This window comes from Acinetobacter nosocomialis, from assembly GCF_041021905.1.
Lineage (GTDB): Bacteria > Pseudomonadota > Gammaproteobacteria > Pseudomonadales > Moraxellaceae > Acinetobacter > Acinetobacter nosocomialis.
On the sequence record NZ_CP157432.1, the window covers coordinates 2,594,263 to 2,618,349 of the forward strand.

Sequence of the window (24,087 nt, forward strand, 5' to 3'; positions counted from 1 at the left end):
ATAAGCTCCCGTTTTATTTTTATAACGCTAAGAGTTGCTCAACAACACGCGCTGCACTGCGAGCGCCATCTTCATGAAAACCCCATCCCCAATATGCTCCACAAAATGAAGTACGATTTTGCCCACTAATTTCTTGCCAACGAGATTGAGCTTGAATCGCTTTTGCATCAAATACCGGATGTCGATAATGACGTTCAACCAAAATATCTTCGGCTTTAATTTCCATGTTGGGATTTAAAGTACAGAAAATCTGAGTTTTGCAGGGTAAGTTTTGTAAATTGTTCATCCAATAGGTAAAACCATAATGTATGGCAGAGTCACTGTTTTGAACTTGCGATGTAGGAGTTACATGTACATGCCAGCTTGCCCACTGCAAACGGCTTTTAGGCATAATTGAAAGATCACGGTGTACCACCATGTGATTATCTTGATAAGCAAACTGACTTAATATTTCTTGTTCAAGCGATGAAGCATCTTTTATTAAAGCTAGACTATCATCAGCATGGCTTGCAAAAATCACCCAGTCATATTGTGCTTGCCCTTCTGAAGTTTCGATCCACACGGTTTCAGGGGAACGGCTCACACCTTTTACTTCTGCAAACTTCCATTCAAGCGATGGGCAACTCTTTTGAATAGCACGAATATAACTTGCCGAACCGTGTTTAACCGTTTGCCATTGTGGCCGCTCTTTTAGCTGCAACATGCGATGATGCTGAAAAAAACTTACCACAAATCGATATGGAATTTGGCCTACCTGCTCAACCGGAGCCGACCATAATGCACCGCACATCGGATAAAGATGCTCATAACGGAACTCGGCACTGTATTTATGTTGATCTAAATAGTCTTCAATCGCTAAATTAGGATCTAGATCTGTCACGTCTATGTCTTTATTGTCATCGTAAAAACGCAGCAAGTCTGAGAGCATTTGTAGAAATTTACGGTTTAAAAAGTTCTGCGGACGAGCAAAGAGCGACCATTTTTTTGAAGGATTATATTGAAGCCCACTCACCAAATTATTTACCGAAAAGCTCATATCACTATATTGGGTTTCAACTCCCAAATTTTTAAGCATGTCAGTAAATAACGGGTAGTTATAGTCGTTAAACACAATAAAACCGCTATCTACCGCAACCTTAGCGCCGTCTATATCAAGCTCATGCGTATCTGTATGACCGCCAAAATAGTTATTTTTTTCATATATCGTAACCTGATGTTGTTTTGACAATTTCCAAGCCGCATAAAGCCCCGATATACCTGAACCAATAATGGCAATTTTCATAACACTTCCCCATTTTCAATTTTTTCTATCGGTAGATTTTTAATTTTTTTATATTGATAAACCTTCTCTGGTACTGGTTTTAATCCCCATACCAAACCAAATAAAGACATGACTTTTAACACATAAAAGGTAATATCGATCTGCCACCAATAAAAACCTTGACGCACACTACCCGCATAAAAATGATGGTTGTTGTGCCATCCTTCACCTAAGGTAATTAAAGAGAGGAAAAAGTTATTACGGCTATCGTCAGCCGTATTAAACTCTCGTGAACCATAACGATGCGCAAGTGAATTAATACATAAAGTCGCATGTGTTAACAGCACAGTAGAAATCACAAAACCCCATATCAAAAGCTGTAAGCCATTGGTACCTAACTCAGGAAAACGCTGCGCCAGCCATGAACCTAAACCGTAAATTGCCAAAGCCGTCAAAATCACAATAGGTAAGCTAAATCGGTCAAGCCAAATCAGTTCCGGATACTTCAACCAGTCTTTAATGACTTTTTTTCGAGTGGCAAAATTCTGCTCATTTAAAAACCAGCCTACATGCGAATACCAAAAACCTGCTTTCGCTGAATGCGGATCTTGTTCGGTGTCGGTAAAATGATGGTGATAACGGTGGTGTGCTGCCCACCATAATGGTCCGCGCTGTGCACTCATGGTTCCAATCAAGATAAAAATAAATTGGACAACACGGGAGGTTTGAAAGGTTTTATGGGAAAGATAACGGTGAAAAAAAGCGGTAATTGCAAACATGCGTATTAGGTAAAAGCCAAGCATGAAAATCACAGCAAACCAAGACACCCCTACCCAAAAAGCAGCTAAACAAGCGATATGTAATAGAATAAAAGGTATGATTCTTAACCATTGAATTTTCTTTTCAATGACATATTCGCTAGAAGCATCCATTTGCGCATTTTCTGAATCTGACCAGCTATCGATCCAGCGTAGAAAAAATTTAGACATTGATTCTTCCTGATCTAAAGCATTTCTTTTGGTTCTAATTTAGAAAATGCGCAATGAATTTTATGTGAAGTTCACAGATTTATGAGCCAAATTTAAAAGCCAACATAATCAGCGATTTCAATAATTTGTTTGTGTTGTTTTAATGAGTTTGGAAACATCATAGCCATAATGTTTTGCCGTTTGCAAATAAGAGTTATATGTTGCTTGATCAATTTGAGGGCTACGAGAGAGAATCCACAAATATTCTGTACTTGGTCCACCCACCAAAGCGACTTGATAATCTGGGTCAACTCTGAGCACCCAATAGTCACCTTTAGTAAAAGGAATCCATCTTAAACCGGAAGGTAAGAAGCTTACCTCTAGTTTACTATTACCTTCATTTTGCGGATAAGCGACACCTTCAGATGAAATCACTTCGCCTTTTTTATTCGTACAACTATTTAAAACGCCCACGGTTTTATCTGCGTTAATCGAATAGGTTGCTGTTGTATTGGCTATACAATTACGCTGAAAAAACATAGGCAAATGCGCAATCTCATACCACTTACCTACATATTTATTAATATCGATAGCGTCAACAGCTACGGGTTTAGTGGTAGTTTCTGCATAGGTACTTAAAGGGGCCAATAAACTAACCGCGGCCAGACTGCTACTCATCACAATTGATTTAAATAATAATTTCATCATGATCCTCCTATATTTATTTCATGTGTTTAAACATACTTCAGAGGGTTGTGAACAAAGTGTGAAATTTAGAATTAAGCAACATTAATAGGTAGTTAATTTTATTTCTATGGAGTAACTGCAATTGGGAAATCAAGCTCAAAACATACTCCTACAGCCGTGTTATAAGCACGGTATGAGCCATGATGTAAATCCATAATAGAAGCCACAATAGATAGACCTAAACCTCCTGTCTGACTCTCATCAGTTCGGCTTGAATGACATTGGTAGAATCTTTCAAAAAGATGTTCAAGTTGATGTTCAGCGATTGAAATACCACTGGTTATCACACTTAGGCTCACCATATTCTTGTGATCAAGTGTCTTATATTTACTTGTAACCAAGATAGTTCTGTTACAGCCCCCATGAACCAGCGCATTTAAAACAAGGTTGTAAACCGCTCGTTGAAATAACTCTGGATCTGCAAATAACATTGGAACTTCTAGATTAAAACTAATGTGGCAGTCTTGTTCCTCAAACTGATATTCAAAAATCTGGCATAGCCCATCTAAAACTTCTTGAATATTGATTTGCTGTTTGTTAACAAGTACCATTTTTTGATCGGCTCTTGCCAAGAACAACATGCTATCAATCATACGTTTTAATTTGTGATAATCCTCTAAATGAGACACTAACAAATCTTGATATTGCTCTACTGAACGCTCATCTGTTAAAGCAATCTCGGTTTGCCCTATCAAGTTATTTAACGGCGTACGGAACTCATGTGCGATATCTTCAGAAAAACGATTGAGCTGCGTATAGCCCTTTTCAATACGTTCAAGCATATGGTTTATATCTTTAGAAAGCAGCTCAACTTCTAAAGATGTATTTGATAGATTTAAACGTTTTTGTAGCTGATTTACGTTAATTGAGTGAGTTTGCTTGCGAAGCCGTTGTAGCGAACGCAACCCTAAATGACATACCAAAATACAAAGAGCAAAAATTGCAAGAACTCCTCCTACCACATACATCAAAAGATTCTTTTGAAATGGTAAAAGTATATTGATGCGCTCAGACCACTGTTTACCTGCAATAAGCAGATAAGGTTCCTGATTAATAGTGATGGTTTTCCACGCAATTCGCGTTGGATATGAGTTGTTAGCCAAGTCCTGAAATTGAAGATTTGTTCGCTCTGCAAGCTGAGGTAGCTGAATATGGAGTGGATTGATATTAATTAAAGCTTTGTCTTTATGAATGAGTAAAAATAAGTTGTCTTGGTTGCCAAGCATGTTTTGATACAGCTTAGGACGCGCAATAATTTGCTCAACATTTTCACTGTCTTGTAGCAAAATTTCCAAACGATTAATTCGGTCTACTAAAGCTTTATCTTGCTGCTTTAATAAAATTTGGTTAATGCCTAAATAGGTCATAAAGCCGACTGAACATAAAATGAGAGCCGAACAAAGCGTGACCAGTATGGTAATACGGACTTCAAGCGAACGCAGAAATTTAAAGTTCATAAGCTAACCGAAATTTTATAGCCCAAGCCACGGATGGTATGAATAAGTTTTGGTTCATATCCTTCATCAATTTTGCTTCTTAAACGGCGTACTGCAACGTCAATAAAGTTAGTATCGGTGTCAAAGTTAATATTCCAAACCTCAGAACCGATTTGTCTACGCGTCACGATTTGTTCTTTATTGACCAATAAATAACGTAATAAGTTAAATTCGGTTTTACTCAGTTCGATTAAGTTGCCATTACGCCATACTTTATGCCCCACCAAATCCATTTTTAGATCACTTATAGACAACTCATTTTCTTGCAAATACTGCTGTCGTCTTAACAAACTTTTAATGCGTGCCAAGAGTTCAATATAGGAAAAGGGTTTAGCCAAGTAGTCATCTGCACCTAACTCTAACCCTTTCACTCTATCCATGACCTGATCTTTTGCCGTTAAGAAAATCACCGGAATTTTTGAAAACTGGCGTAGTACCTGTAGTACGCTCCAACCCTCTATGTCCGGCAACATCACATCAAGAATAAGCAAGTCATATTGATCTCTTTTTAGCATTTCCAAACCTTGAAGCCCTAAATGTACGCACTCGGCTTGGTATCCGGATTCTTTTAACCCTTTGACCAAATAAGTGGCGATTTTGATCTCGTCTTCAATAATAAGAATACGCATTTTGTAGAGACTCATTAGAAAAATGACAACTTTGTAATGTGATTGTCATGCTTGAAATTAGGCAATTTGTTTAAGATTTTCAAAGCGACATAGAGGCAATCATTATGAACAAAATAAACTGGCTGCTACTCACAACAGTGCTATTTGCAAATAGTACTTTTGCACAGCCCCCTGCTTTGAATCAAGTTTATTCGTTAGATCTTAAAACCGCCCATCTGCTAGCTGACAGTGCTAAACAGGCATGTAAACAACTAAATCAAAATATTGCGGTCGTTGTGGTAGATCGTGGCGGTAATACTTTAACTGCCGAGCGGCATGAGTTGGTAGGCCCGCATAATTTAATGGCTGCCGAGAAAAAAGCATATACCGCGTTATCGACCAAAACATCGACCTTAGTTTTAAGCCAAAACAGTAACCAAAACCCCGATGCAAAAAATTTAACCACCGTAGCAAATTTACTTTTGTTAGGCGGTGGCATACCTGTCCGTTTTGAGAACCAAGTGATCGGCGCGATTGGGGTTGCGGGTGCTGGCGGCGCGCAAAATGACAATCAGTGTGCAAGCAAAGCCATTGAAACCGTTTTTAACTCATAAGGAGCTACATCACATGACTAAATCATTTATTGCTTTATCTTCTTTATTTATAGCCTCAGCTACATTTGCACAAACCAATCCGCTTAGTGTGCATGTGTTAAACCTAGAGACAGGTTTACCCTCTTCTCAGGTTGAAGTGGTTTTGGAGAAAAACACCAATAACCAGTGGGTGAAACTCAACCAACAAGTGACAGACTCAAATGGCCGTATAACTGCGCTCTATCCGGAAAATAAAAAACTAGAACAAGGTGTTTATAAAGTTACGTTTAAAACTGAAGAATGGTTTAAAAAGAACAAACAGCAAACGTTCTTTAGCGAAGTACCCGTGATTTTTAAAGTGGACGGCAGTGTAAATCACTACCATATTCCGTTACTGCTCAGCCCTTACGGTTACTCAACCTATAGAGGCAACTAAAATAAAAAACCCTTTATCTGTTTTAGGCAGATAAAGGGTTTTGTTAAAACACCTTGCTACGAACAAATACCATTGTTGACGACTACTTTTTTATTTGAATCTAGCGCCAAAATAGAAGAAGAAACCGTATTAATAATTTGGCTCATTGCCTCACTTGAAGCACTAACAATTGCTTCAAGTTTTTTAGCTTTTTGATCAATCGGCTGTTTAAAAGCAATTCGACAATTGAGCTGCGAACCCGCATTCGTGATGACTTTTGGATTAGATGATTCTAATTGAGTAGGCGGTATTTGACGCTTCACCACCCAAGACACCGCAACATTGATATTGCTGTTATCTACAATATCGAAATGAGAAAAGTCTGTAGAAACTCGGTATAAAGGTTGATTATTTCCAGCAAGCCCACTGCTATAGCTATCAATAGCGCCTAACTTTTGCTGTAAACCCGCCGACAAGGTATCACGTAATTGCGTACTCATAGTCGAAGTCCAACGCTCATTATCCAATACTGTTGACTTGCCATTACTGTCTTGTAGCACCAGTGGTGCACGATCTAAACGGTCTGGAAGACCAACCGGTAGAACTTCAATAACTCGAATACTTGAGTTAACTGCCGGAGTTACTTTAGGGCTAATCGTATAGTAGTTTGGCGTTGGCGAACTAGAACAGGCTGTCATAGCAACCGCTGTTAAAAGTACCCCACTCCCAAGCAGCCATTTGGCTACTTGAGAGTGTTGAAATGATTGGTTCTTTTTATTTTTCATCGTTGGCCTCTGGTCTCTTACCACGAATAATAGATTCAGGATGTTGCTCAATATAATCTGACATGAGCTGTAAAGAAGCAGCCGCACGAGTCATCTGTTGCAGTGCTTTACGTACGTCTTGTTGTAACGGCGCATCACTCGACAAGATAGACTCGGACGATCTTACAGTTTTACGAACATCGTCTAAGGTTGCCTGTAAACCAGGTGCGACTTTACCGTCTAACTGTTTAACCAGCTTGTCAGTAGACTCAATAGCTGTATTCATGTTCTTAAGCGTTTTACGAACATCCTGCCCAATTTCTACTAACGGGAATTTGGTTAACTTGTCAGCAATTTGAGAAACCTGCGCCTGCAAACCACTTAGCTCTGTTGCAGTGGTTGGAATCACTACACGACCATCATTTAGCGTTTGTAAAGTTGCCGGTTTAGCTTTAGGGAACTTGTCTAACGCAATATAGTTTTGGCCTGTTAAGAGATTGCCCGTTCTCATTTGTGCACGCCATCCATGCTCAACAAAATCTTTGAAAATTTCACTATTTGGATTGAGTGCCAAGCCATTTTCAACGCGTGACGGATAAATTACCGCCTCAACACGCATACGAATCTGTTTATAGTTGTTATAAAACTCTGCATTAATTGATTTAACACTACCAATTTCAATACCCATGAAGTCGATTGGTGCACCAACTGCTAACCCGCGTAATGAATGATCGAAGTACATAATCACACCACGTGGTTGTCCATCTGGTTCTTTTAATGCCTCAGCTTTTGAGTCCCAAAGATTAAAGTGACTCTTATTGGCTGCTACAGTTGCATTTGAGTTTTCAGGGAAACCAAACGCAATACCCCCAGCGACAATACTTGCAAGCGACTGAGTATCTAAATTAAAGCCTGAAGCATTTAAGGTGACGTCTATACCACTTGCCTGCCAAAAACGAGCGTCTGTTGTTACAAACTTATCATACGGCGCACGAATAAAAGTCTGAAGCTCTACGCTTTTACCGTCATCGGCTAAGTTATAGGCGGTAATTTGTCCAACGTTAATTCGACGATAATAAATCGGTGAACCGATATCTAAAGATCCTAAATCATCGGCTTTTAGGAAAAATACTTTGCCCGGTACATCTGAGGTAATAACGGGTGGTATTTCTAACCCCGTAAATTCAAGTTTTTTCTCGGGCGATTTCCCGCCATCCACTTCAATATATGAACCCGACAATAAAGTATCTATGCCTGAAACTCCACTCGTCCCAATGCGTGGTCGCACTACCCAAAACCGTGAATCTTGGGCAGCAAAGTTGCTTGCATCTTTACGCAAATCAATACGTGCAATAACGCGCGAACGATCTTCTGCAAGAGCAATCTGCCGTACCACCCCAATATCCACTTGCTTATAGCGAACAGTTGTTTTACCTGCGACTAAACCTTCGGCTGTACGAAAAGACACTTCAATCGTGGGCCCATTAGACAGTAACGCTTTCACCGCGAGTGAAAGTGCAATTAAAAGTGCAACCAGTGGGACAATCCAGATGAGTAAAGGTTTCCACCGATTTTTCTTTTCTTGAGGTTCTGGTAAATCATTCATGTTTTCCAGTTCAACATCTGTCTCATGATGATCTGAGGTACCGCTGGTTGTTTTGTTTTCAGACATACTCATTTTTCTTTTATTGACTGGGATTAATGGAATCATTATTCAAGGACGAGTGCTCTGCCTGAATAATTGTGGTTTTTTCCGAGGAAAACTGATTGGGTTTATTTGTATTTTGAGATGCATAAAAATTATCCCAAATAATACGTGGGTCAAAACTTAAAGATGCAAACATGGTCAAAACCACAACTGCACCAAAGGCGATAGAACCCGGCCCTGCTAAAATAGTGGCAAGCGATTGAATTTGAATGAGAGCAGTCAATAAAGCGACCACAAACACGTCAATCATAGACCAACGCCCGACAAATTCTACAATTCGATAAAGTTTAATACATTGCTCAGGCGCAAATTTCCAAGCTGCCGATGACTGTATATATACAACCAATAACAGGAAATACAAAATAAATAGCTTAAGCATCGGAATAAAAATACTGGCCATAAAAATGACCACCGACACCAAATAGTCTCCATTTTGCCAAAAGTAAATCACGCCACTCATAATGGTATCTTGCTGACTTCCTAAAAGAGAGTCAGTCACCGTCATGGGTAGCACATTTGCCGGTATATAAAGAATAGTTGCAGCAACCACTAAAGCAAAGGTACGGTTTAAACTTCCCGGTTTACGTTGGTGCAGCACACTGTGACATCTCACACAGCGTAAAACTTGATGTTTTTTACCAGCGACCGTTTTATCTACTTTTGATGAGTTTAATAACCCGCAGCAGTGACACAATATAAGTGAAAGATCTTTGGCTCTTGGATATTGCTTTAGAACAGTATCGGTATTTTCGGTTTTCGCTGTAGTCACATTTTTTATTGTTTTCATAATTGTGACCTATCAATTTCGTTCCATATGTCACTGACTTTTATGGATGTAATATAAACCATTAATAGGCTTAAGACCGCAAATGCCCACAAGGCAATTTCGGGAATAACCAGCACCATACCCATTAACTTTACGAGAGTGACCAAAATTCCAATTAGGAACACCTCAACCATTCCCCATACTCTCATAAAATAAAGTGTACGTAAGGCACCGACTAAAAACTTGGGGCGTCTTTTTAATACACTCACCGTACCAAGGACATAAGCCATTAATAATAAATATGAAAGCGGCACTATAAACGTAGTGATTAAAATGAGAACACCAACGAAGGCCCGATCATAATGAAACATCACCCATACGGCACCAAGTAAAGTGGTTTCGGATATATTGCCTTGCAACTCAATTTTTACAATCGGAAAGCTATTGGCAATCACAAATACAATTAAGGCCGTTAAAATTAAAGCTAACAACGTGGTAAACGGTTTGGTATGCCGATAAAGTTCCGCACCACAGCAGACACAATAAGCTCTTTTTCCGTAAGCAAGCGGGACTCTACGATAGACGGTATCGCACTCCTCACAACCTGCTAATTCTTTAAGCTTCATAGTTATACTCTAAGGTTTATCGTTTTACTGTGCTATAACGCTTGCCGAAAATAATACTTATGAGCAATGTGCCAAACTAATCTCATTTCTTCAAGAAAAAATTAGTGACCATATGGATGAATTATTTTATTAAATAAAACAAAAAGAACTAAAAAGCTCCTTTTCTTCAAGGAGCTTTTAAGATACTAAATCTAAAAGAATATTTAGCTTAAATAAAATTACGCTCTCTTCAACGCAAAAACATTCCAGTGCAACTTTACGCCCAGCATAACAAAATAAGTTTATTCATTCTAAATAGTAATTCTTTAGATGAATAAATTTAATTAACCCTCACCAAAAAGTAATCTAACAACTTGGTTTGTTCTTCAACTCTGTCTGAGGTCAAAAGCCCTAAAATTGCCCCATCTATCATAAATACCAAAATCTCTGCTTCTGCATAAGAAGTCATTTTCTTAGTTTCTACCATGAGGCAGAAAATCTCATTTTTTAGCCAACGCCTATAACGCACGGCACTTTGGTAAGCATAAGGATAAAGTGATTTAGTTTCAAAAATTGCTTTAAACAGTAGGTAATAAGCGCTATTTAAGTCGGCATGTAAAAGATAAATTTGTCTGAGTTTATCGGTTAACGTGGAATATTGGGTTGTTTCTATCACCTCTCTTACTTTTTCCATGAGTGTGTCTTTTTGAAGTAAAAGACATATTTCAATGAGGCCTGCTTTTGAGCGAAAGTAATTGTAAAGCGTAGCTTTCGGAATGTTGGACTCTTTGGCAATCAGGTCTACGCCTGCGGTATGAAATCCATAGGTTGTAAATAGACGTATAGCCGTTCGAATAATGTGTAATTTTTTGGAAGGCGTTTCTAAATAACGTGGCATAGTTTTACCAATTAAAGTAATTTTTTGTTGTATATAAAAGAGATAGAAATGCCGTCACTCTTAAATTGAGTGCTAAATACAGACATGCAAAAGCCGCACAATAATGGTGTGCTCGCCTATCTCAGGTTTATTGTTGCTATGATTTTGCGTCGTAACGATTTTTTAAGGCGTAGAAAACCTAGAGTCGATTGAACCGTTTTATAGACTTTTTAAGCGGTATGGGCAGAGAGAATTTGGCGAAAGCCAATAAAGAAGAATTAGTACGCATGTGCGGACTCCTTTTGATTTAAAAGAGTCTTACCGATTACTGTCAAATAATGGTGGCAAGACTAGAAGGGTTGACAGACTGGTACAAAAGGAAACCAGCGCACGCAAGCGTGCCCCTCCTAGCCTCACCATAAAGGCGTGACTTAGGAGAACGCACAAAACGAAATAATACGTTGTTGTGCGCCTTTTGTACCAGCTCTGTCAAAAGCTGACTGGCAATGTGGCCAGCAGGCAAAGGATAGTGCTCAACCCTATTACAGTCAAGCATATGAAATGACATATGCTTTAAATTAGAGCATTAAAAAGTAAGGATAAATAATGAGTTGGTTATTGTTAAGTGGTGTTTATAAGGAGTGAATTCAAAAAGATTATGATTAAATTTTCATTAGCAATAAGACACATTGCTATTGACGATTTTTATGAAATGATTTGTGAAAACTGGTCTATGTTATGGCATCAATTCAGCCATAGGCCATCTAGACAAGTTGAATTCATACCTATAATGAAATAGAAGTTAAAAAAATTATTATTTTCTTAACTTCTTAATTTGTTTAACTCGTTAAATAACTTTAATTAAAGAAAGAAACAGCTTCCTCTATTAAATCCGCAACTTCAACTGGCTTGGAAGCTAAAGAAGCATGACTCGCATCTAAAGAAATGACTTTTTTTGCATTTAATCTAGAAGACATAAATGCTTGATTTTCTGGACTAATCATTCGATCTTGGGTAGAAATCTGATACCAAGAAGGTTTAGTTTTCCAAGCGGGTGATGAAATCGTGTCACCAAAGGTACTTGCTAACGGAGCCTTTTGGGTTATACCCATAACTAACCCTTCATCTTCTGTTAAATCTTGGCAGAAACTTTCATGAAATTTATCTGCTTTAAGCCATAGATAACCATCACTATCTGGCGATAAATTAGGTGCAGCTACTGGCAGATGCTTTTGCGTAATCTCACCTGGGCTTTCATTTGTATCAGGAGCAAATGCTGCAATATAGACAAGACCAATAACGTTTGGAAGATTACCGGCTTCAGTAATAACCGCACCTCCATAAGAGTGCCCAACTAAAATTACATCTCCATCAACCTGCGCTATCATTTTTTTAGTCCGTTCTACATCATCAGCGAGTGAGGTTAAAGGCAATTCAACTGCTTGTAATGAGGTAAAGCCTCTATGAGAAAGTTCAATAATAACTTTACTCCAATGGGCTGCACCTCCCCAAAAACCATGTACTAATATAATTGTTGGTTTATTACTCATAACGTACTCCACCTTAAACTATAGTATTGAATTTAATAAATTAAATTAAGAATATTCATACATAATGGTTTAATAATTTGATCAAATATCAAACTACAAAACTTTGTAAAATGATTATTTGTTATAAAACTACTTTCCACAATTACCAAAACAGCATATTTTTTTGCAGAAACATTTTTTTTGATGAGATGTAGTGAGATGGAAAATGAGCATGAGGTAAATAAATTAACTGATATATTTTTTGATATTTATAAGAATGCAAAAATATCGGGAAAAATTTATCAAGTTGAAAATTATAAAAATAAAAATATTGTTTTTCTGGATAATAATTATTCGTATATTCATATATTTCAAGGTGGTAGCTTTAAAATAAAAAGTAACGAACAAAAACTAAATGAAACCGTACATGAGGGAGATGTTATTGTTATTCCATCGAGGTTTAAGCATTCTATCGAAATTATAGAAGATAAAGCTGTAGAACCCGTTGTTATTACATGTGTTTTTCAATTAGACGGCGTATATGGTCAAACAATTGCTGAAGGATTGCCCAATTACATATTAGTTCCCTCACACCAAAATGGTAAAGTTGCAGAATGGATACCCATGACAGTAGCTGCAATAAAATTAGAACTTGATCAGCCATCTTTAGGTAGTCAAGTTATGCTTTCAAGTGTTATCGATTTGCTGTTGGTATGGTCAATAAGATTCTGGCTAAACAAAGAAACACTAAATCATAAAAGTTGGATATCAGCTTTGCAGAATCCTACTATTAGCAAGGCGTTATTCTTAATGCATTCTAACCCTGCTAAAGAGTGGACCGTAGAAACTCTTGCCAAAGAAACTAATCAATCTAAATCAAAATTTTCAAAAAGTTTCATAGAATTGGTCGGTACTACTCCGATTAATTATCTCAAGCATTGGCGAATGAAGTTAGCTAATCAGTATTTACTTGAAACGAATAAAAGTATTTCACAAATTTCTGATTTAGTTGGTTATTCTTCACCCGCAGCTTTCACCAGATCTTTTATTCAAACATTTGGTTATAGCCCAAGAAAATTTAGAGAGATTTCAGAAACCAAAACTAAATAATGGAAAGAAAAGTTTCTAACCTAAAACAATAAAATCTTAAAAACTAAGGATAAACAATTAAATTTTATTGTTAATTTTGATTTATAAAACTACTAGGCAATAAATCCACCATCAACGCTTAATTCTGCCCCGCTGATATAACTGGCGTCTTCGCTTGCTAAAAATAGAACAGAATTTGCAATATCTATTCCTTCACCATATCGCCCTACAGCAATATTCGGTAGCAGTAAATTTGCTATTGGACCGTCTGACGGGTTCATATCACTATTGATAGGGCCAGGATGAATCGTGTTAATTGTTATGCCTTTAGAACCAAGTTCGCGCACCAGTCCCTTAGAAAAACCAGTAATAGCTCCTTTGGTGAGAATATAAATTGATGCTCCACTAAATCCTGAATAATTCACCATGGTACTTCCGATATTTATGATTCTTCCGCCTTTTCTCATATGCTTTAAACTCTCGCGAGTCGTCAAAAACACCCCTGTAACATTTACGGCTATTATTCTTTCAAAGTCAGCAATAGTTACAGCTTCTAAACTGCCTAAATGACTGATACCTGCGTTATTTACCAATATGTCAATCCGATTAAATCTTCTTGCAACTTCAGCCACAGCTTGAATAACCATTTCAGGATTGCCGGCGTCTGCTTGTACTGCTAAACCATGACCTCCATAAAATTCAATTTCTTTAACTAGCTCTTCAGCTTGCTTTTGAGAGGTATGATAAGTAAATGCAACTGTAGCCCCGTGAGAAGCTAACTTTTTAACAATTTCAGCACCTATACTTCTGGCCCCTCCAGTTACAAGTGCAACTTTTCCCGTAAGTGATAGTTTATTTAACATTTTAGATGACCCGTTTATTTAACTATCTAAACTATAAAATCGGGGTTAATTGTTAAGTAGCCTGCGTTTGCTATAATTATTTTCAATTAAAAATTGAAAATAAAATATGGAAACCTTGTCTAATCTGGAATCATTTATAAGAAGTGCTGAACATGGTAGTTTTTCAGCAGCCGCACGACATTTAGCCTTAACTCCTGCTGCTGTCTCTAGAAATGTGGCACAGCTCGAACAAAATTTAGGAGTGCGACTCTTTCATAGAAGTACAAGAAATCTTACCTTGACCGAAGCTGGCGAGCATTTTTTTACAAGCATCCGCGATAATTTAAATAATATTCAAACCACCATTTCAGAATTTAATACAGACTCAAGTCACCCTAAAGGAACTTTAAAAATTAGCTTAAGTGCGGGCTTTGGTGTCGAATATATACTTCCACTCATGCCAGACTTTATGAATAAATATCCGGATATTAAGCTCGAATGGCATTTATCTAATAAACAAGTGAACTTAATTACTGATAACTTTGATGCCGCGATCGGAAGTGGATTTAAATTAGGTCAGGGAATTATTAAAAGATCACTCTCTCCTCTTCACATGATTATTGTCGCTTCACCAAATTTTTTAAAAAATAAAATTTTACCTAGTCATCCAGAAGATATATCTAACTGGGATGGAATCATAATGAGGTCTCCCCAAACTGGTAAGCTGCATGAATACAAATTTATAGGACCCGATCAGGGGGAAGCTTATCTAAATCTTAATGAAAAACTAATTGCGGATGATCCAAGTGCTTTACATCAAGGTGCAGTTTTAGGAATGGGAATTGCAGCAATCTCTACTGCACATGCTAAAAGTTATATAGAAAATGGAACTTTAATTCGGATCTTACCCGAGTGGTATGCAGATCTAGGCGAAACTAATCTTTATTTTTCAAGTAAAAAGCATATGCCGGCCAAGACACGCTGTTTTATTGACTTTATCGTATCGAAATTTGAACAGCTAAAAATTAATGAGCAATTATCAGCTCATAAGCTTGGAAAGTAAAAACACTTTCAACTAAAAATCATTTTTACTCATAGATTTTCAATGAATAGTAGAAAATGTTTCAACTCTTCACTATCTACAAATATTGCTTAGAGAAACCAATAATAACTTCATAAATCGTCATCTACGATTGTCAATTAAGCAATATAGGAGTAATCAAAATGATGAGTTTAAATAATCCAAAAACAGAAAATCAACAATCTATCGAGACACTAAATGTTCTGGAAAGACACTTAACTGCGTTTCGATTAGGTGATGTAGATTTAACTCTTCAAGATTATGCTGCTGATGCCATTATCATTAATGGAACAGGAGAAATAGTCCGTGGAACTTCTCAAATTCATGAGACATTTATTTCAGTTTATCGTGATTACTTCCCAGAAGGTACACGAGATATTGAAATTGATGAAAAAACCATTTGTGGTGAAGTTGCTTATATTCGTTGGCGCGCACCAAATGCAAAATTAGCAACCGATACAATCATTGTTCGCAATGGCAAAATTGTCGCGCAAACTTTTGCGGCATATTTTTAAAAACTTAACCCATCAAAAGTAAATAAGACAAAAGCCCTGCTTAAGAGGGCTTTTGTTCTCTACATTTTGATTGCCTTATAATTTCATTTTAAAGAAATCAGCAAGTACGTTTGACGCTTCATTTACATATTGAGGAATATCATATAATTCCATATGGTTTGCACCTTCAACAATATGTAAGGTTTTGTCCTGACTTGCAGCACGTTGAATTAAATCTTCACTCATCCACTTACTTCCTGCCACACTTCCGGCAATCGCAACCAACGGTTGAGTTAAGAAAGCTTCGGCTTTATTGTACGCATCGTAAGTAATAAGCTGAGTCAAGCTACGCGCTGTGGCAAAACTCGGTGAGTTAGGGTGAGCGGCTCTTGGCGTATGATAGTATTCCCATGCCTGACGAAGCTCTTCATTCGGTGCATCTTCTTCTTTTAAAGGTGCAAGCGGAATGGTTGCAATATTTCCACTCGTTGCCTCGGCTGTGCGTGCATCTGAACCTGCTTGAATGTATGGCAAGGCATCTGCATCTTTAACCGTGTTTTCCCAACCATTTCTAAACATTGAACCAATATTGACGGCGCTTACCGTACCTACTGCTTTAATACGGCGATCATTGATTGCTGCATTTGCGGTATAACCACCGCCCGCACAAATACCCATTGCACCAATACGGTTGTGGTCGACATAGTTCAAGGTTGTTAGATAATCAATCACTGCACTAATGTCTTCGGTACGGATGTAAGGGTTTTCTAACTGACGAGATAAACCTGTACTTTCACCTTGATAAGACGCATCAAATGCAATCGCAATAAAACCTTGTTCAGCTAGTTTTGATGCATATAAGCCTGCGGTCTGCTCTTTCACTCCACCGCCCGGATGAGTCACAACAATAGCTGCATACTTTTGTGTTTCATCAAAGTTTGATGGATAGTGAATATTTGCTGCCATGGTAATATCTTGGCTATTCGAATTTTGAAATTTAACAGTATTCATTGTTAGCTCCTTTATAAGCTTAACTCAGATATTTTTTTGAAAAAATGGGATGATCTTTGCTTGTGCGACAGGTTCAGGTTTTTCATATAAGTCGTAGAGAGACTAACCTTCTACAATCACAAGCTCTTTATTTTCTGAACGTGCTCGTCCATAAATTTCCAAACTATCTCGATATGAACCAAACCCACCGACCTTATCACCTGCAATAATCAACTCATCTGTGTTGAACTTTGTTAAAGGCATATTAACAAGCAATGATTAGCGTGATTAGATGCTATAATTCGATCGTAGCTATTAGCAAAACTTATGAATCATGAAAATTAATCTGAATGATTTAAAAACATTTTCTGAAGTAGTAAAAACTAAAAATTTTACAAAAGCCGCCGCATATATGGGCGTTACCCAGTCTGCTGTAAGCCAGAGTATTAATAATCTTGAAGCACAGTTAGGTATAAAATTATTAAACCGTTCTACCCGTAGCCTCACCCTTACAGAAGCAGGCTCGCGGCTTATTGAGCTCGTCGGTCAAAACATTGAAAATATTGACTTAGGCGTAGAACAAATCAGCTCTATGAAAGACCTACCCAGTGGTCATGTACGTATTTCTGCCGATGCATTTACCATTAAATATTATTTATGGCCAAAGCTTAAAAAGCTTGTAAAACAGTATCCCGATATATCTTTGGAACTGACTTCTGAAAACAGACGAATTGATATAGCAAAAGAAGGATATGACGCCGGAGTACGTGTCGGAAACTTGGTCGAAAAAGATTTAATTGCAGTTCCGATTAGTAAAGAAATTCCTTTTCGCTTAGTTGCCTCACCTGAATATTTAGACAAGTATGGAACACCGAAATCTATAGATGACCTTAAAAAACACAAAGGCATCTATATACGACTTTTAACCGATAACTCTCTAATGGCGTGGGAATTTAAAGATAAAAATAAAAGTGTATTTTTTAGAGGCCCTGTTCAACTGGTTATGACCAGTTTAGATGAAATGTTTGATGCTGTACTCGATGGTTGTGCTATAGCTTATTTGCCATATTTTTTAGTTAAACCAGCTTTAGAAGATAAAAAGTTGGTCAGTTTATTGGAACAACACGCAGTCACCTTACCGCCTTTTTATTTGTTCTATACAAGTCGTCGGTTAATGTCTCCAGCCTTTAAAATTGTTAAAGATACGTTGAGTGAAATATAAAGAAAGTTCTGAAATCTAAAATACCCATGAAGTACCAACACTGCATTTAATTATGCAGTGTTCACCTTACTTTCTTAAATAATAAAATTTATCGGCGATCTATATATTCGAGATACCCCCTTCCCACTAATGGCTGATCATAGAATTCACCTTGCCACGCATAGGAAGAAACAAAACCAGCAGCCAATCCAAAACAATATGGAGTGTCGACTTGAGCTGAAATATCTAAAACTTTTTGATTATTGTGATAAGCAGCCCAGCGAAAAGTATTTGGTACATTCATTGAAAAATTATCAGGTGTAATCAGTGGTTCTTCTTGAAGGCTGGTTACTTCAAAAAGTATATCTCCGTTGTATTGAATTGACGTTCCATCTATATGGCGGTAGTAAACAGAAGTCATAATCGGCTGATCTTCATAGCAAATAAAAGCCAGCAATAACTGCTGTTCATGATCAATATTGATGACTTGATAACTAAAAACTTTCACGGGAACTTGTATATTCTCAACTAGCAATTTTTATTAAAAATAATATTTCCAAAAAAACTCTTTAAATAGAATGTATTAAAACAAAAAAGCCAATTCTTTCGAATTAGCTTAATTACAACAGACCAGCTTTACTTGAAAATTGCTTCTTGCTTTTATTGTTCGCAACAATCTTCATCTTTTCTTGTTATAGGCTTAACTTAGCTTTTCATTATGACAATTCGGTTAAAAAAACACCAACCTTATATATAAAAACAAACTTGATACACAAAATAGTGTTTTTAGAGAACTAGATCACAAATTAAGCAAATTGGATATTTTAAATACATATTCCACTAAGCGCTTAAGTCTATTATGCTTGAGTTATCTAATTGTTAAGTATGTATGATGGACCAGCAAACTTTATTACAAGAACTGAACTCTCTCATTGAATACTATTCAAAAAGAACCGATTGCCCACCTACTCGTATACGCATCGGCTATAGAGCTTATGCCAAACTGATGCAGTGCCCACCTTTTGCGGATGAAGTAATGAACTCGGCGCTCGATCCAAATAAACGGAAATATAAAAAGATAAAGATTAAAATTACTAAAGATGATGACCAATTAGAGCTTGAGTAAATTTTTAAAACTAATGACTTGATTTAAAGACAAAAAGCCCATGAACTGAGCTTTTATCTTTCATATAACACAACTTTTAAAACTCGACTTGTACCGTAACCGTATCTTGATAAGTTCCCGCTGGTACAGTGTCTGCATTTTCATCAACAATTTTTGTGGTAAACACATAACTCTGCTGGGTTACTCCGTTATGCACGCCCGGATTAACCGTTGCGTTTAAACTCGACCAACGTTCGTTACCACTGCCCCATCGGTCATTCGATGAATTTTTAAAAATATCGTATTTTAAATACGTATTTCCCGTTTGTGACTTCATGGCACGCTGGTTACCGTTTTGAGGGGAAAGTCCATTATTTAAACTGACATAATATGGTGTATTTACCGAGCAACGTATTCCCATAGACGACTGAACAGGTTCAAGCTTGGAAGCAAACGCCGCCGTACCAAAGTTTACGTCTTGAGCTAAAATTCGGCAGTCTGGAAGTACAGTAATTGAGAGTGAACCAAGGGAGTCCGCGCCAGTTCCCCAGTTAAAACCAATACCTAATACCCCACGTTTAAACCCCGGGCTTTCAAAAAAGATCCCGATGCCAGCAATAGCAACACCCGGTACCGAATAAAACCATTTTACTTTTAAAGGTGAATCAGCCTGATATACACCAGGTGATACACTTTGCCCAGCCGGAAGCCGTATGTAGAAAGGTAAATTGCCATCAGGCCCGCTAAAAAGATTGACCAGCGTAAAGCTACTCATGTCTTTTTCTTGGCCTAAGCTTATGATTTCATTGTTACTGTCTAAAATAACAGCATTGAGCTTTTCTCCGGTTTGAGCATTTGTAAATGAATTCGACATTTGCTCAACCCGATATTTTAGGTAGGTCATGTTCGCCAAAGCCAAGCTAAAACCCGTGCATGACAAACCTGAATTAAACTGTGAAGAGTTTTCACCGTTTTCTGTTAAATAGATAGACGGAACCGAAATAGAAGATGAACCAGAAGCACTCACATTACATGCAGCATGAGCCAAATTTCCAGCTAGCATTAGTCCAGAAAATATACATAAATGGCTAAGTAATTTTTTTGTTTTTATATTCATGGTAAAGATACCTCATGACACGTAACAGGCTTAACCACCACAATTTGTTGCTTGGCTTGCTCTACATCTACAGAAAAAACTGCCTTACAAATACTCTGATCCGAACGTTGAACAGTTACGGTATTGTTCGGTTTTAAATTTTCTAAATAGACAATGCCATCCATTCCCACATAAGACGACTCTTGGTCAGCTCTATGCACGACAGAACCTACAGGCATCGGTTTGCCGTCTGCTTGAGTTAAATAAACGTTAGCAGCAATAGACTGATGAACTGGGAACTTAATCACAACGCCAGAACCGCGTTTGGCAGCAATACGCTGTTCAACTTGTGTGATTGTAAAGTTTGAAGGTAAGTCGATTGGGTCGACGGTGTATTTACCCGAATAGTAAGGCGTAACGGATGGCACAAAAATGTGGCCTTTTTTATTGCTACGACCAACTAGGCTGTTTTCGTATCTGACCAAAACATCCGGTACTTGGTTGGTATCAATCAATGCAAAAGAATCGCCTAAACGGTTTGAAGCAAATACTTCTCCTGCCATATAAATGAGAGATCCGGATAGACCAAACCAATAGTTATAGTCATGGTTTCCAGACATACCAAAGTCGGTATTGATATAACCGTTGCGGTAATTGACTCGTGCCTGATTTAAATCTTCACTATTTTCATTATAACGTCGGGTTAAATCAACACCGAAACCACCTTCGGATGGCACAGAACGGTTAAAGTTAATGTAGCCGGTATCGCCTTGTTTATTAAATGCATAACCCGAGTTTACAGTTGCGTTTCGTTGGAACAGTGGTATCGAAAGTTGAAATGCGGCACTCCACTCTTTTTCGATAAAATCACGGTTAGCACTTAAAGAAACAGTCACACCATTCATATAAGTCGGTAAAACAGGTGCCCATGACAAGTTTAAGAAGCGGTTTTTAAAGTCATTTGCTTTAGTATTGATATAACCAACACCAAAGGTGCCTGAGTTTTTAGTGGCAAAGTAAGTATTAGCGGTTAGGCTTTTATTGCTATTAACCGAAATTAAGTTGCTATATTGCAGCCGTGAAAGGTCGGTATATTCATCATCACGCTGGTTATGGTTAATACTAAAACCAAACCGATTACGGTTATAGCTGTACCCAACCGTATATTGTTTCCCTTCCAAGTCTTTCGTCCGATCTTCAGACATAGATTTATCGGCTTTACTTTGGCTAAAAGAAGCACTCAGTACACCTAAGTTTGCAAGTTTGAGTACCGAACCTGCACCCAATAACTGTAAGTCTGAAGAAAGCTCGGTACGCCCTTCTACCGTAAACCAGTCATTTACCCCATAACGGGCATCGGCTGCACTTGCAAATTTTCCATAAGAAAAATTCTTAAGTCCGTAGTCTTCACGGATTTTCCCTAAAGACAATGAGTAGTCAAATAAGCCAGGCTTTAGCAAAGTATTAGAAATATAAAACGGGACTGCTGTTGTGACCTGACGTCCGACTGCATCGGTCGTGACCACTACGGCTTCCCCTTTACCGTTAATAAAAGGAACATTATTTAAAATAAACGGCCCAGACTGTACTTCTGTTGAGCTGGTCTTTTGCCCGTTAATAATTAAATCGACTGTGCTGGGTAACGCGGCTTGCCCAATAAACTGCGGTAATGGATAGGTAATTAAATCTGGTCGGGTTGAATAGTTTCTTTGTACCTGAAAACCGCCCAGACGAACAGAACTTCCCCAAGTCGTTTTACTACCCGTAATAATGTCACCAAGCACAAAAGATGTAGCGTTCTTTTGATTATCGAATTGCCAAGAGGTGTCATAACGACGATAGCCGTCATTGTCTAAAGACTCGGCATTACCTTCATTTTTAAATTGATTTTTAACATAGACCCCAGAATTTTTAATTACACCGAGCGGTGAGAAAAAGCGCTGCTCTGTAAATAAACTGCTGGTTGAACCACCCTGATGTGGTCTATAAGTATAAAAATCATAGTTATTGAGCAGCCCTATACCCGACTGAGCAACGACAGGCTTATACCATGAGTCTTTACCTAAAACTTGGGTCGGCATCCAAGCGGGTGGAAAATTAAGCTTAAAATATTGATTTGATGATTGATACTCATAGCTCACATCTTTTAATTTATCTAAAGATATCCAGTCACTCGCATCGCCACTAAATCCTAAAGTTAAAACATCTTGATTGGTTAAAGTAGTCTGGTTGTTGGCCAATAACTCTTGAGGGATTTGAATTTCCAACTCATCAATCAACTTCTTCTTTTGTATAAAATACTCATCATTTTTAACAATAACAGGTACGACTTGCTGAATTGAATATTGATTTACGACTAAATCCAGATACAATTTAAAAAGTTGATTAATCTCATTAATATTTTTTGGTGGTGGAGGTAAATCTCCAGCGAGAGCAATATTTAAGCAACCACCCGACAACAAAATTAGCAAAATACTTTTGCATAAATTATTATGCCGAAGGATCATGTTGGATCCTCCATTTTGCTGATTTCAATCAACTCTTGTTTTATGCCAGAGCTATCAACACCGTAAATTTTAGAGGTTTTTGACAACTCATTTGCAGTCGACTTATCAATGGCAAACTTCACAGTACTATTCGATAACACATAGCCGAAAGCAGCTTTTCCTAAAGAAATATCATGACCAGTTTTTGATGTTTTAAGCGCAGAAAGACGAGCAAATTTCTGTCCATTATTTTTTAAATATAGCTCAGACTGGCCTTTGTCATTGTTGCGGACTGACCACTGTAAAACAGGTTTGGCTAAAGGATTTTTTGCATTCGCTTTTTGGCTCTCTTCAGTTAAGCCACTGCCTATACCTTTTCCATAGGCAAACAACGGAATTGAATAACGCATTTGGAAACTTACTTTAGAAGCATCTTGTTCATTTCCATCAGAAAGGCGAATCGGTAACTCATCTACAATCAAACGATATGACTGCTCTTTACCATCTGGCAAATTGGAACTTTTGGTTAAACGAAGCATATGCTTCTCGCCTGCTTTAATTTTAGCTACAGGTGGGCTTGGTATAATTTCTGATTGCTCGCTATAGTCATCTTTTAAACCATTTTGGCTCCATTTAAACACCCGAATTTGCACCATCGCATCGGTCTTGCCGGTATTTTGGAGCCAAACCGCGGTTGCTTTTTCATTGGCTTCTATTTTTGGATAAATTGGCCAAATTAGAAAAGTTGCTTGTGCCATCACAGGTGTAACAAGTGATAATGTACTTGCAAATAAAAAAGATTTTAAAATGCCATTTTTAATAAATGCAGAATTGTTCATACAAATCACCATGTAATCATTATTGAAACAGTATCTTTATAAATTCCAGCCGCATGTGATTCATTATTATTTTCTAAATCAACGACACCATATATTTCAAAATTTGCTAGACGGTTTGTAGGTGTTTTAGCAGGCAATAAATATTTATTACCAATTACATATTCACTAGCCAAACTACTCGAATTATATAATTTATAAGGTAGATAATTAGAAGATGAGCTATTTCTCATTCGCCTTATATTATTTTGTAGATTTTCACCACCATCTATAGAAATACTTACAGGTAAACTTTCTGTACAGCGTATATTCCAAGAACTTTTACTATTTATAATACTAGCAACCACTTTATCTTTTGATAAAGCCGAGTATTGACCAAAATCAATCTTTTGTTCGATATTATCTATCGAACAACCATTTTCAATTTTAGCTTGAACTTTAAAACTCGAATTTAATTGAGGATCAGCTGCATATATAAGTTGACTCATAGATAGCAACAATATTGCCTTAAAATAAAAAAATTTCATTTT

24 protein-coding genes and 2 pseudogenes are annotated in these 24,087 nt (G+C 37.5%); 7 read left to right on the forward strand and 19 right to left on the reverse strand.

What is annotated here, in order from left to right:
* Positions 1-19: 19 nt before the first annotated feature.
* From ABLC00_RS12105 to ABLC00_RS12125, 5 genes are all read right to left on the reverse strand, one after another.
* Positions 20-1,282: an NAD(P)/FAD-dependent oxidoreductase gene (locus ABLC00_RS12105; protein ID WP_033846036.1), complete on the reverse strand. Its 1,263-nt coding sequence runs from the start codon at positions 1,280-1,282 to the stop codon at positions 20-22.
* The gene (locus ABLC00_RS12110; RefSeq protein ID WP_033846037.1) at positions 1,279-2,250 is read right to left on the reverse strand and encodes an acyl-CoA desaturase; all 972 of its coding nucleotides are present in this window, start codon (positions 2,248-2,250) and stop codon (positions 1,279-1,281) included. Before ABLC00_RS12110 ends, ABLC00_RS12105 begins: the two co-directional genes overlap by 4 nt.
* A 117-nt stretch (positions 2,251-2,367) precedes the next feature.
* On the reverse strand, positions 2,368-2,934 hold the full coding sequence (locus tag ABLC00_RS12115) for a lipocalin family protein (RefSeq protein WP_002049130.1): 567 nt from the start codon (positions 2,932-2,934) through the stop codon (positions 2,368-2,370).
* 107 nt (positions 2,935-3,041) lie between these two features.
* Complete coding sequence (locus ABLC00_RS12120; RefSeq protein ID WP_033846038.1) at positions 3,042-4,433, reverse strand: heavy metal sensor histidine kinase; 1,392 nt, start codon at positions 4,431-4,433, stop codon at positions 3,042-3,044.
* Positions 4,430-5,101, reverse strand: coding sequence for a heavy metal response regulator transcription factor (locus ABLC00_RS12125; RefSeq protein ID WP_001221367.1), 672 nt, complete (start codon positions 5,099-5,101; stop codon positions 4,430-4,432). The genes ABLC00_RS12120 and ABLC00_RS12125 overlap by 4 nt, the downstream gene beginning before the upstream one ends.
* A 104-nt stretch (positions 5,102-5,205) precedes the next feature.
* On the opposite strand from ABLC00_RS12125, the gene ABLC00_RS12130 reads away from it, so the two are divergent.
* Positions 5,206-5,694 (forward strand): heme-binding protein, encoded by a 489-nt coding sequence (locus ABLC00_RS12130; RefSeq protein WP_001033800.1) that lies wholly within the window; start codon positions 5,206-5,208, stop codon positions 5,692-5,694.
* 13 nt (positions 5,695-5,707) lie between these two features.
* The gene (uraH, locus tag ABLC00_RS12135; RefSeq protein ID WP_000167348.1) at positions 5,708-6,109 is read left to right on the forward strand and encodes a hydroxyisourate hydrolase; all 402 of its coding nucleotides are present in this window, start codon (positions 5,708-5,710) and stop codon (positions 6,107-6,109) included.
* Positions 6,110-6,165: 56 nt separating this feature from the next.
* Here uraH and ABLC00_RS12140 read toward each other — a convergent pair whose 3' ends face one another.
* The 6 genes from ABLC00_RS12140 to ABLC00_RS12165 form a co-directional block, all read right to left on the reverse strand.
* Positions 6,166-6,873 (reverse strand): membrane integrity-associated transporter subunit PqiC, encoded by a 708-nt coding sequence (locus ABLC00_RS12140; RefSeq protein WP_004707996.1) that lies wholly within the window; start codon positions 6,871-6,873, stop codon positions 6,166-6,168.
* Positions 6,863-8,530, reverse strand: coding sequence for an intermembrane transport protein PqiB (locus ABLC00_RS12145; RefSeq protein ID WP_002049115.1), 1,668 nt, complete (start codon positions 8,528-8,530; stop codon positions 6,863-6,865). Before ABLC00_RS12145 ends, ABLC00_RS12140 begins: the two co-directional genes overlap by 11 nt.
* Positions 8,531-8,537: 7 nt before the next feature.
* Positions 8,538-9,347, reverse strand: coding sequence for a paraquat-inducible protein A (locus tag ABLC00_RS12150; protein WP_017393545.1), 810 nt, complete (start codon positions 9,345-9,347; stop codon positions 8,538-8,540).
* On the reverse strand, positions 9,344-9,952 hold the full coding sequence (locus ABLC00_RS12155; RefSeq protein WP_017393544.1) for a paraquat-inducible protein A: 609 nt from the start codon (positions 9,950-9,952) through the stop codon (positions 9,344-9,346). Before ABLC00_RS12155 ends, ABLC00_RS12150 begins: the two co-directional genes overlap by 4 nt.
* A gap of 319 nt (positions 9,953-10,271) precedes the next feature.
* On the reverse strand, positions 10,272-10,829 hold the full coding sequence (locus tag ABLC00_RS12160) for a TetR/AcrR family transcriptional regulator (RefSeq protein ID WP_017393543.1): 558 nt from the start codon (positions 10,827-10,829) through the stop codon (positions 10,272-10,274).
* A gap of 836 nt (positions 10,830-11,665) precedes the next feature.
* The gene (locus ABLC00_RS12165; RefSeq protein ID WP_002049135.1) at positions 11,666-12,358 is read right to left on the reverse strand and encodes an alpha/beta hydrolase; all 693 of its coding nucleotides are present in this window, start codon (positions 12,356-12,358) and stop codon (positions 11,666-11,668) included.
* A gap of 198 nt (positions 12,359-12,556) precedes the next feature.
* On the opposite strand from ABLC00_RS12165, the gene ABLC00_RS12170 reads away from it, so the two are divergent.
* On the forward strand, positions 12,557-13,447 hold the full coding sequence (locus ABLC00_RS12170; protein ID WP_032041467.1) for an AraC family transcriptional regulator: 891 nt from the start codon (positions 12,557-12,559) through the stop codon (positions 13,445-13,447).
* A 92-nt stretch (positions 13,448-13,539) separates the two neighbouring features.
* Here ABLC00_RS12170 and ABLC00_RS12175 read toward each other — a convergent pair whose 3' ends face one another.
* The gene (locus ABLC00_RS12175) at positions 13,540-14,289 is read right to left on the reverse strand and encodes a 3-oxoacyl-ACP reductase family protein (RefSeq protein WP_017393541.1); all 750 of its coding nucleotides are present in this window, start codon (positions 14,287-14,289) and stop codon (positions 13,540-13,542) included.
* Positions 14,290-14,395: 106 nt separating this feature from the next.
* On the opposite strand from ABLC00_RS12175, the gene ABLC00_RS12180 reads away from it, so the two are divergent.
* Positions 14,396-15,331: a LysR family transcriptional regulator gene (locus ABLC00_RS12180; RefSeq protein ID WP_004886364.1), complete on the forward strand. Its 936-nt coding sequence runs from the start codon at positions 14,396-14,398 to the stop codon at positions 15,329-15,331.
* Positions 15,332-15,492: 161 nt separating this feature from the next.
* Positions 15,493-15,864, forward strand: a complete 372-nt coding sequence (locus ABLC00_RS12185; RefSeq protein WP_016804738.1) for a nuclear transport factor 2 family protein — start codon at positions 15,493-15,495, stop codon at positions 15,862-15,864.
* Positions 15,865-15,939: 75 nt separating this feature from the next.
* Here the strand turns inward: ABLC00_RS12185 and ABLC00_RS12190 are convergent, their stop codons facing one another.
* Together ABLC00_RS12190 and ABLC00_RS12195 are read right to left on the reverse strand one after the other, a co-directional pair.
* Positions 15,940-16,854 carry an alpha/beta hydrolase gene (locus tag ABLC00_RS12190; RefSeq protein WP_017393539.1) on the reverse strand — a complete coding sequence of 305 codons (915 nt, stop codon included), beginning with the start codon at positions 16,852-16,854 and terminating at the stop codon, positions 15,940-15,942.
* Between the two features lie 24 nt (positions 16,855-16,878).
* A pseudogene (locus ABLC00_RS12195) lies at positions 16,879-17,067 on the reverse strand (alpha/beta hydrolase); the annotation flags it as partial.
* 100 nt (positions 17,068-17,167) lie between these two features.
* On the opposite strand from ABLC00_RS12195, the gene ABLC00_RS12200 reads away from it, so the two are divergent.
* Positions 17,168-18,055 carry a LysR family transcriptional regulator gene (locus tag ABLC00_RS12200; protein ID WP_006580578.1) on the forward strand — a complete coding sequence of 296 codons (888 nt, stop codon included), beginning with the start codon at positions 17,168-17,170 and terminating at the stop codon, positions 18,053-18,055.
* A gap of 88 nt (positions 18,056-18,143) precedes the next feature.
* Here the strand turns inward: ABLC00_RS12200 and ABLC00_RS12205 are convergent.
* Positions 18,144-18,566: pseudogene (locus tag ABLC00_RS12205) on the reverse strand (DUF6670 family protein); the annotation flags it as partial.
* Positions 18,567-18,926: 360 nt separating this feature from the next.
* On the opposite strand from ABLC00_RS12205, the gene ABLC00_RS12210 reads away from it, so the two are divergent.
* Positions 18,927-19,160: a hypothetical protein gene (locus ABLC00_RS12210; RefSeq protein ID WP_002049282.1), complete on the forward strand. Its 234-nt coding sequence runs from the start codon at positions 18,927-18,929 to the stop codon at positions 19,158-19,160.
* A 76-nt stretch (positions 19,161-19,236) separates the two neighbouring features.
* Here the strand turns inward: ABLC00_RS12210 and csuE are convergent, their stop codons facing one another.
* The 4 genes from csuE to ABLC00_RS12230 are packed head-to-tail and all read right to left on the reverse strand — an operon-like array spanning position 19,237 to position 24,084.
* Positions 19,237-20,256 (reverse strand): Csu fimbrial tip adhesin CsuE, encoded by a 1,020-nt coding sequence (gene csuE, locus ABLC00_RS12215; protein WP_004886355.1) that lies wholly within the window; start codon positions 20,254-20,256, stop codon positions 19,237-19,239.
* Positions 20,253-22,742 (reverse strand): Csu fimbrial usher CsuD, encoded by a 2,490-nt coding sequence (gene csuD / locus ABLC00_RS12220; protein WP_004886352.1) that lies wholly within the window; start codon positions 22,740-22,742, stop codon positions 20,253-20,255. Before csuD ends, csuE begins: the two co-directional genes overlap by 4 nt.
* Positions 22,739-23,572, reverse strand: coding sequence for a Csu fimbrial biogenesis chaperone CsuC (gene csuC / locus ABLC00_RS12225; protein WP_004886350.1), 834 nt, complete (start codon positions 23,570-23,572; stop codon positions 22,739-22,741). The genes csuD and csuC overlap by 4 nt, the downstream gene beginning before the upstream one ends.
* A complete protein-coding gene (locus tag ABLC00_RS12230) occupies positions 23,566-24,084 on the reverse strand; it encodes a spore coat U domain-containing protein (RefSeq protein ID WP_033846041.1) in 519 nt (172 codons plus the stop codon). The genes csuC and ABLC00_RS12230 overlap by 7 nt, the downstream gene beginning before the upstream one ends.
* Positions 24,085-24,087 lie beyond the last annotated feature (3 nt).

Bases quoted from the DNA above. Each gene is read 5' to 3' on its own strand.
- csuC (WP_004886350.1), bottom strand. From the start codon at position 23,572: ATGGTGATTTGTATGAACAATTCTGCATTTATTAAAAATGGCATTTTA.
- ABLC00_RS12180 (WP_004886364.1), top strand. From the start codon at position 14,396: ATGGAAACCTTGTCTAATCTGGAATCATTTATAAGAAGTGCTGAACAT.
- ABLC00_RS12200 (WP_006580578.1), top strand. From the start codon at position 17,168: ATGAAAATTAATCTGAATGATTTAAAAACATTTTCTGAAGTAGTAAAA.
- ABLC00_RS12105 (WP_033846036.1), bottom strand. From the start codon at position 1,282: ATGAAAATTGCCATTATTGGTTCAGGTATATCGGGGCTTTATGCGGCT.
- ABLC00_RS12145 (WP_002049115.1), bottom strand. From the start codon at position 8,530: ATGAGTATGTCTGAAAACAAAACAACCAGCGGTACCTCAGATCATCAT.
- ABLC00_RS12170 (WP_032041467.1), top strand. From the start codon at position 12,557: ATGGAAAATGAGCATGAGGTAAATAAATTAACTGATATATTTTTTGAT.
- ABLC00_RS12185 (WP_016804738.1), top strand. From the start codon at position 15,493: ATGATGAGTTTAAATAATCCAAAAACAGAAAATCAACAATCTATCGAG.
- ABLC00_RS12120 (WP_033846038.1), bottom strand. From the start codon at position 4,433: ATGAACTTTAAATTTCTGCGTTCGCTTGAAGTCCGTATTACCATACTG.
- ABLC00_RS12130 (WP_001033800.1), top strand. From the start codon at position 5,206: ATGAACAAAATAAACTGGCTGCTACTCACAACAGTGCTATTTGCAAAT.
- ABLC00_RS12150 (WP_017393545.1), bottom strand. From the start codon at position 9,347: ATGAAAACAATAAAAAATGTGACTACAGCGAAAACCGAAAATACCGAT.
- ABLC00_RS12115 (WP_002049130.1), bottom strand. From the start codon at position 2,934: ATGAAATTATTATTTAAATCAATTGTGATGAGTAGCAGTCTGGCCGCG.
- csuE (WP_004886355.1), bottom strand. From the start codon at position 20,256: ATGAATATAAAAACAAAAAAATTACTTAGCCATTTATGTATATTTTCT.
- ABLC00_RS12165 (WP_002049135.1), bottom strand. From the start codon at position 12,358: ATGAGTAATAAACCAACAATTATATTAGTACATGGTTTTTGGGGAGGT.
- ABLC00_RS12190 (WP_017393539.1), bottom strand. From the start codon at position 16,854: ATGAATACTGTTAAATTTCAAAATTCGAATAGCCAAGATATTACCATG.
- uraH (WP_000167348.1), top strand. From the start codon at position 5,708: ATGACTAAATCATTTATTGCTTTATCTTCTTTATTTATAGCCTCAGCT.
- ABLC00_RS12160 (WP_017393543.1), bottom strand. From the start codon at position 10,829: ATGCCACGTTATTTAGAAACGCCTTCCAAAAAATTACACATTATTCGA.
- ABLC00_RS12230 (WP_033846041.1), bottom strand. From the start codon at position 24,084: ATGAAATTTTTTTATTTTAAGGCAATATTGTTGCTATCTATGAGTCAA.
- ABLC00_RS12175 (WP_017393541.1), bottom strand. From the start codon at position 14,289: ATGTTAAATAAACTATCACTTACGGGAAAAGTTGCACTTGTAACTGGA.
- ABLC00_RS12155 (WP_017393544.1), bottom strand. From the start codon at position 9,952: ATGAAGCTTAAAGAATTAGCAGGTTGTGAGGAGTGCGATACCGTCTAT.
- ABLC00_RS12110 (WP_033846037.1), bottom strand. From the start codon at position 2,250: ATGTCTAAATTTTTTCTACGCTGGATCGATAGCTGGTCAGATTCAGAA.
- ABLC00_RS12125 (WP_001221367.1), bottom strand. From the start codon at position 5,101: ATGCGTATTCTTATTATTGAAGACGAGATCAAAATCGCCACTTATTTG.
- ABLC00_RS12210 (WP_002049282.1), top strand. From the start codon at position 18,927: ATGGACCAGCAAACTTTATTACAAGAACTGAACTCTCTCATTGAATAC.
- ABLC00_RS12140 (WP_004707996.1), bottom strand. From the start codon at position 6,873: ATGAAAAATAAAAAGAACCAATCATTTCAACACTCTCAAGTAGCCAAA.
- csuD (WP_004886352.1), bottom strand. From the start codon at position 22,742: ATGATCCTTCGGCATAATAATTTATGCAAAAGTATTTTGCTAATTTTG.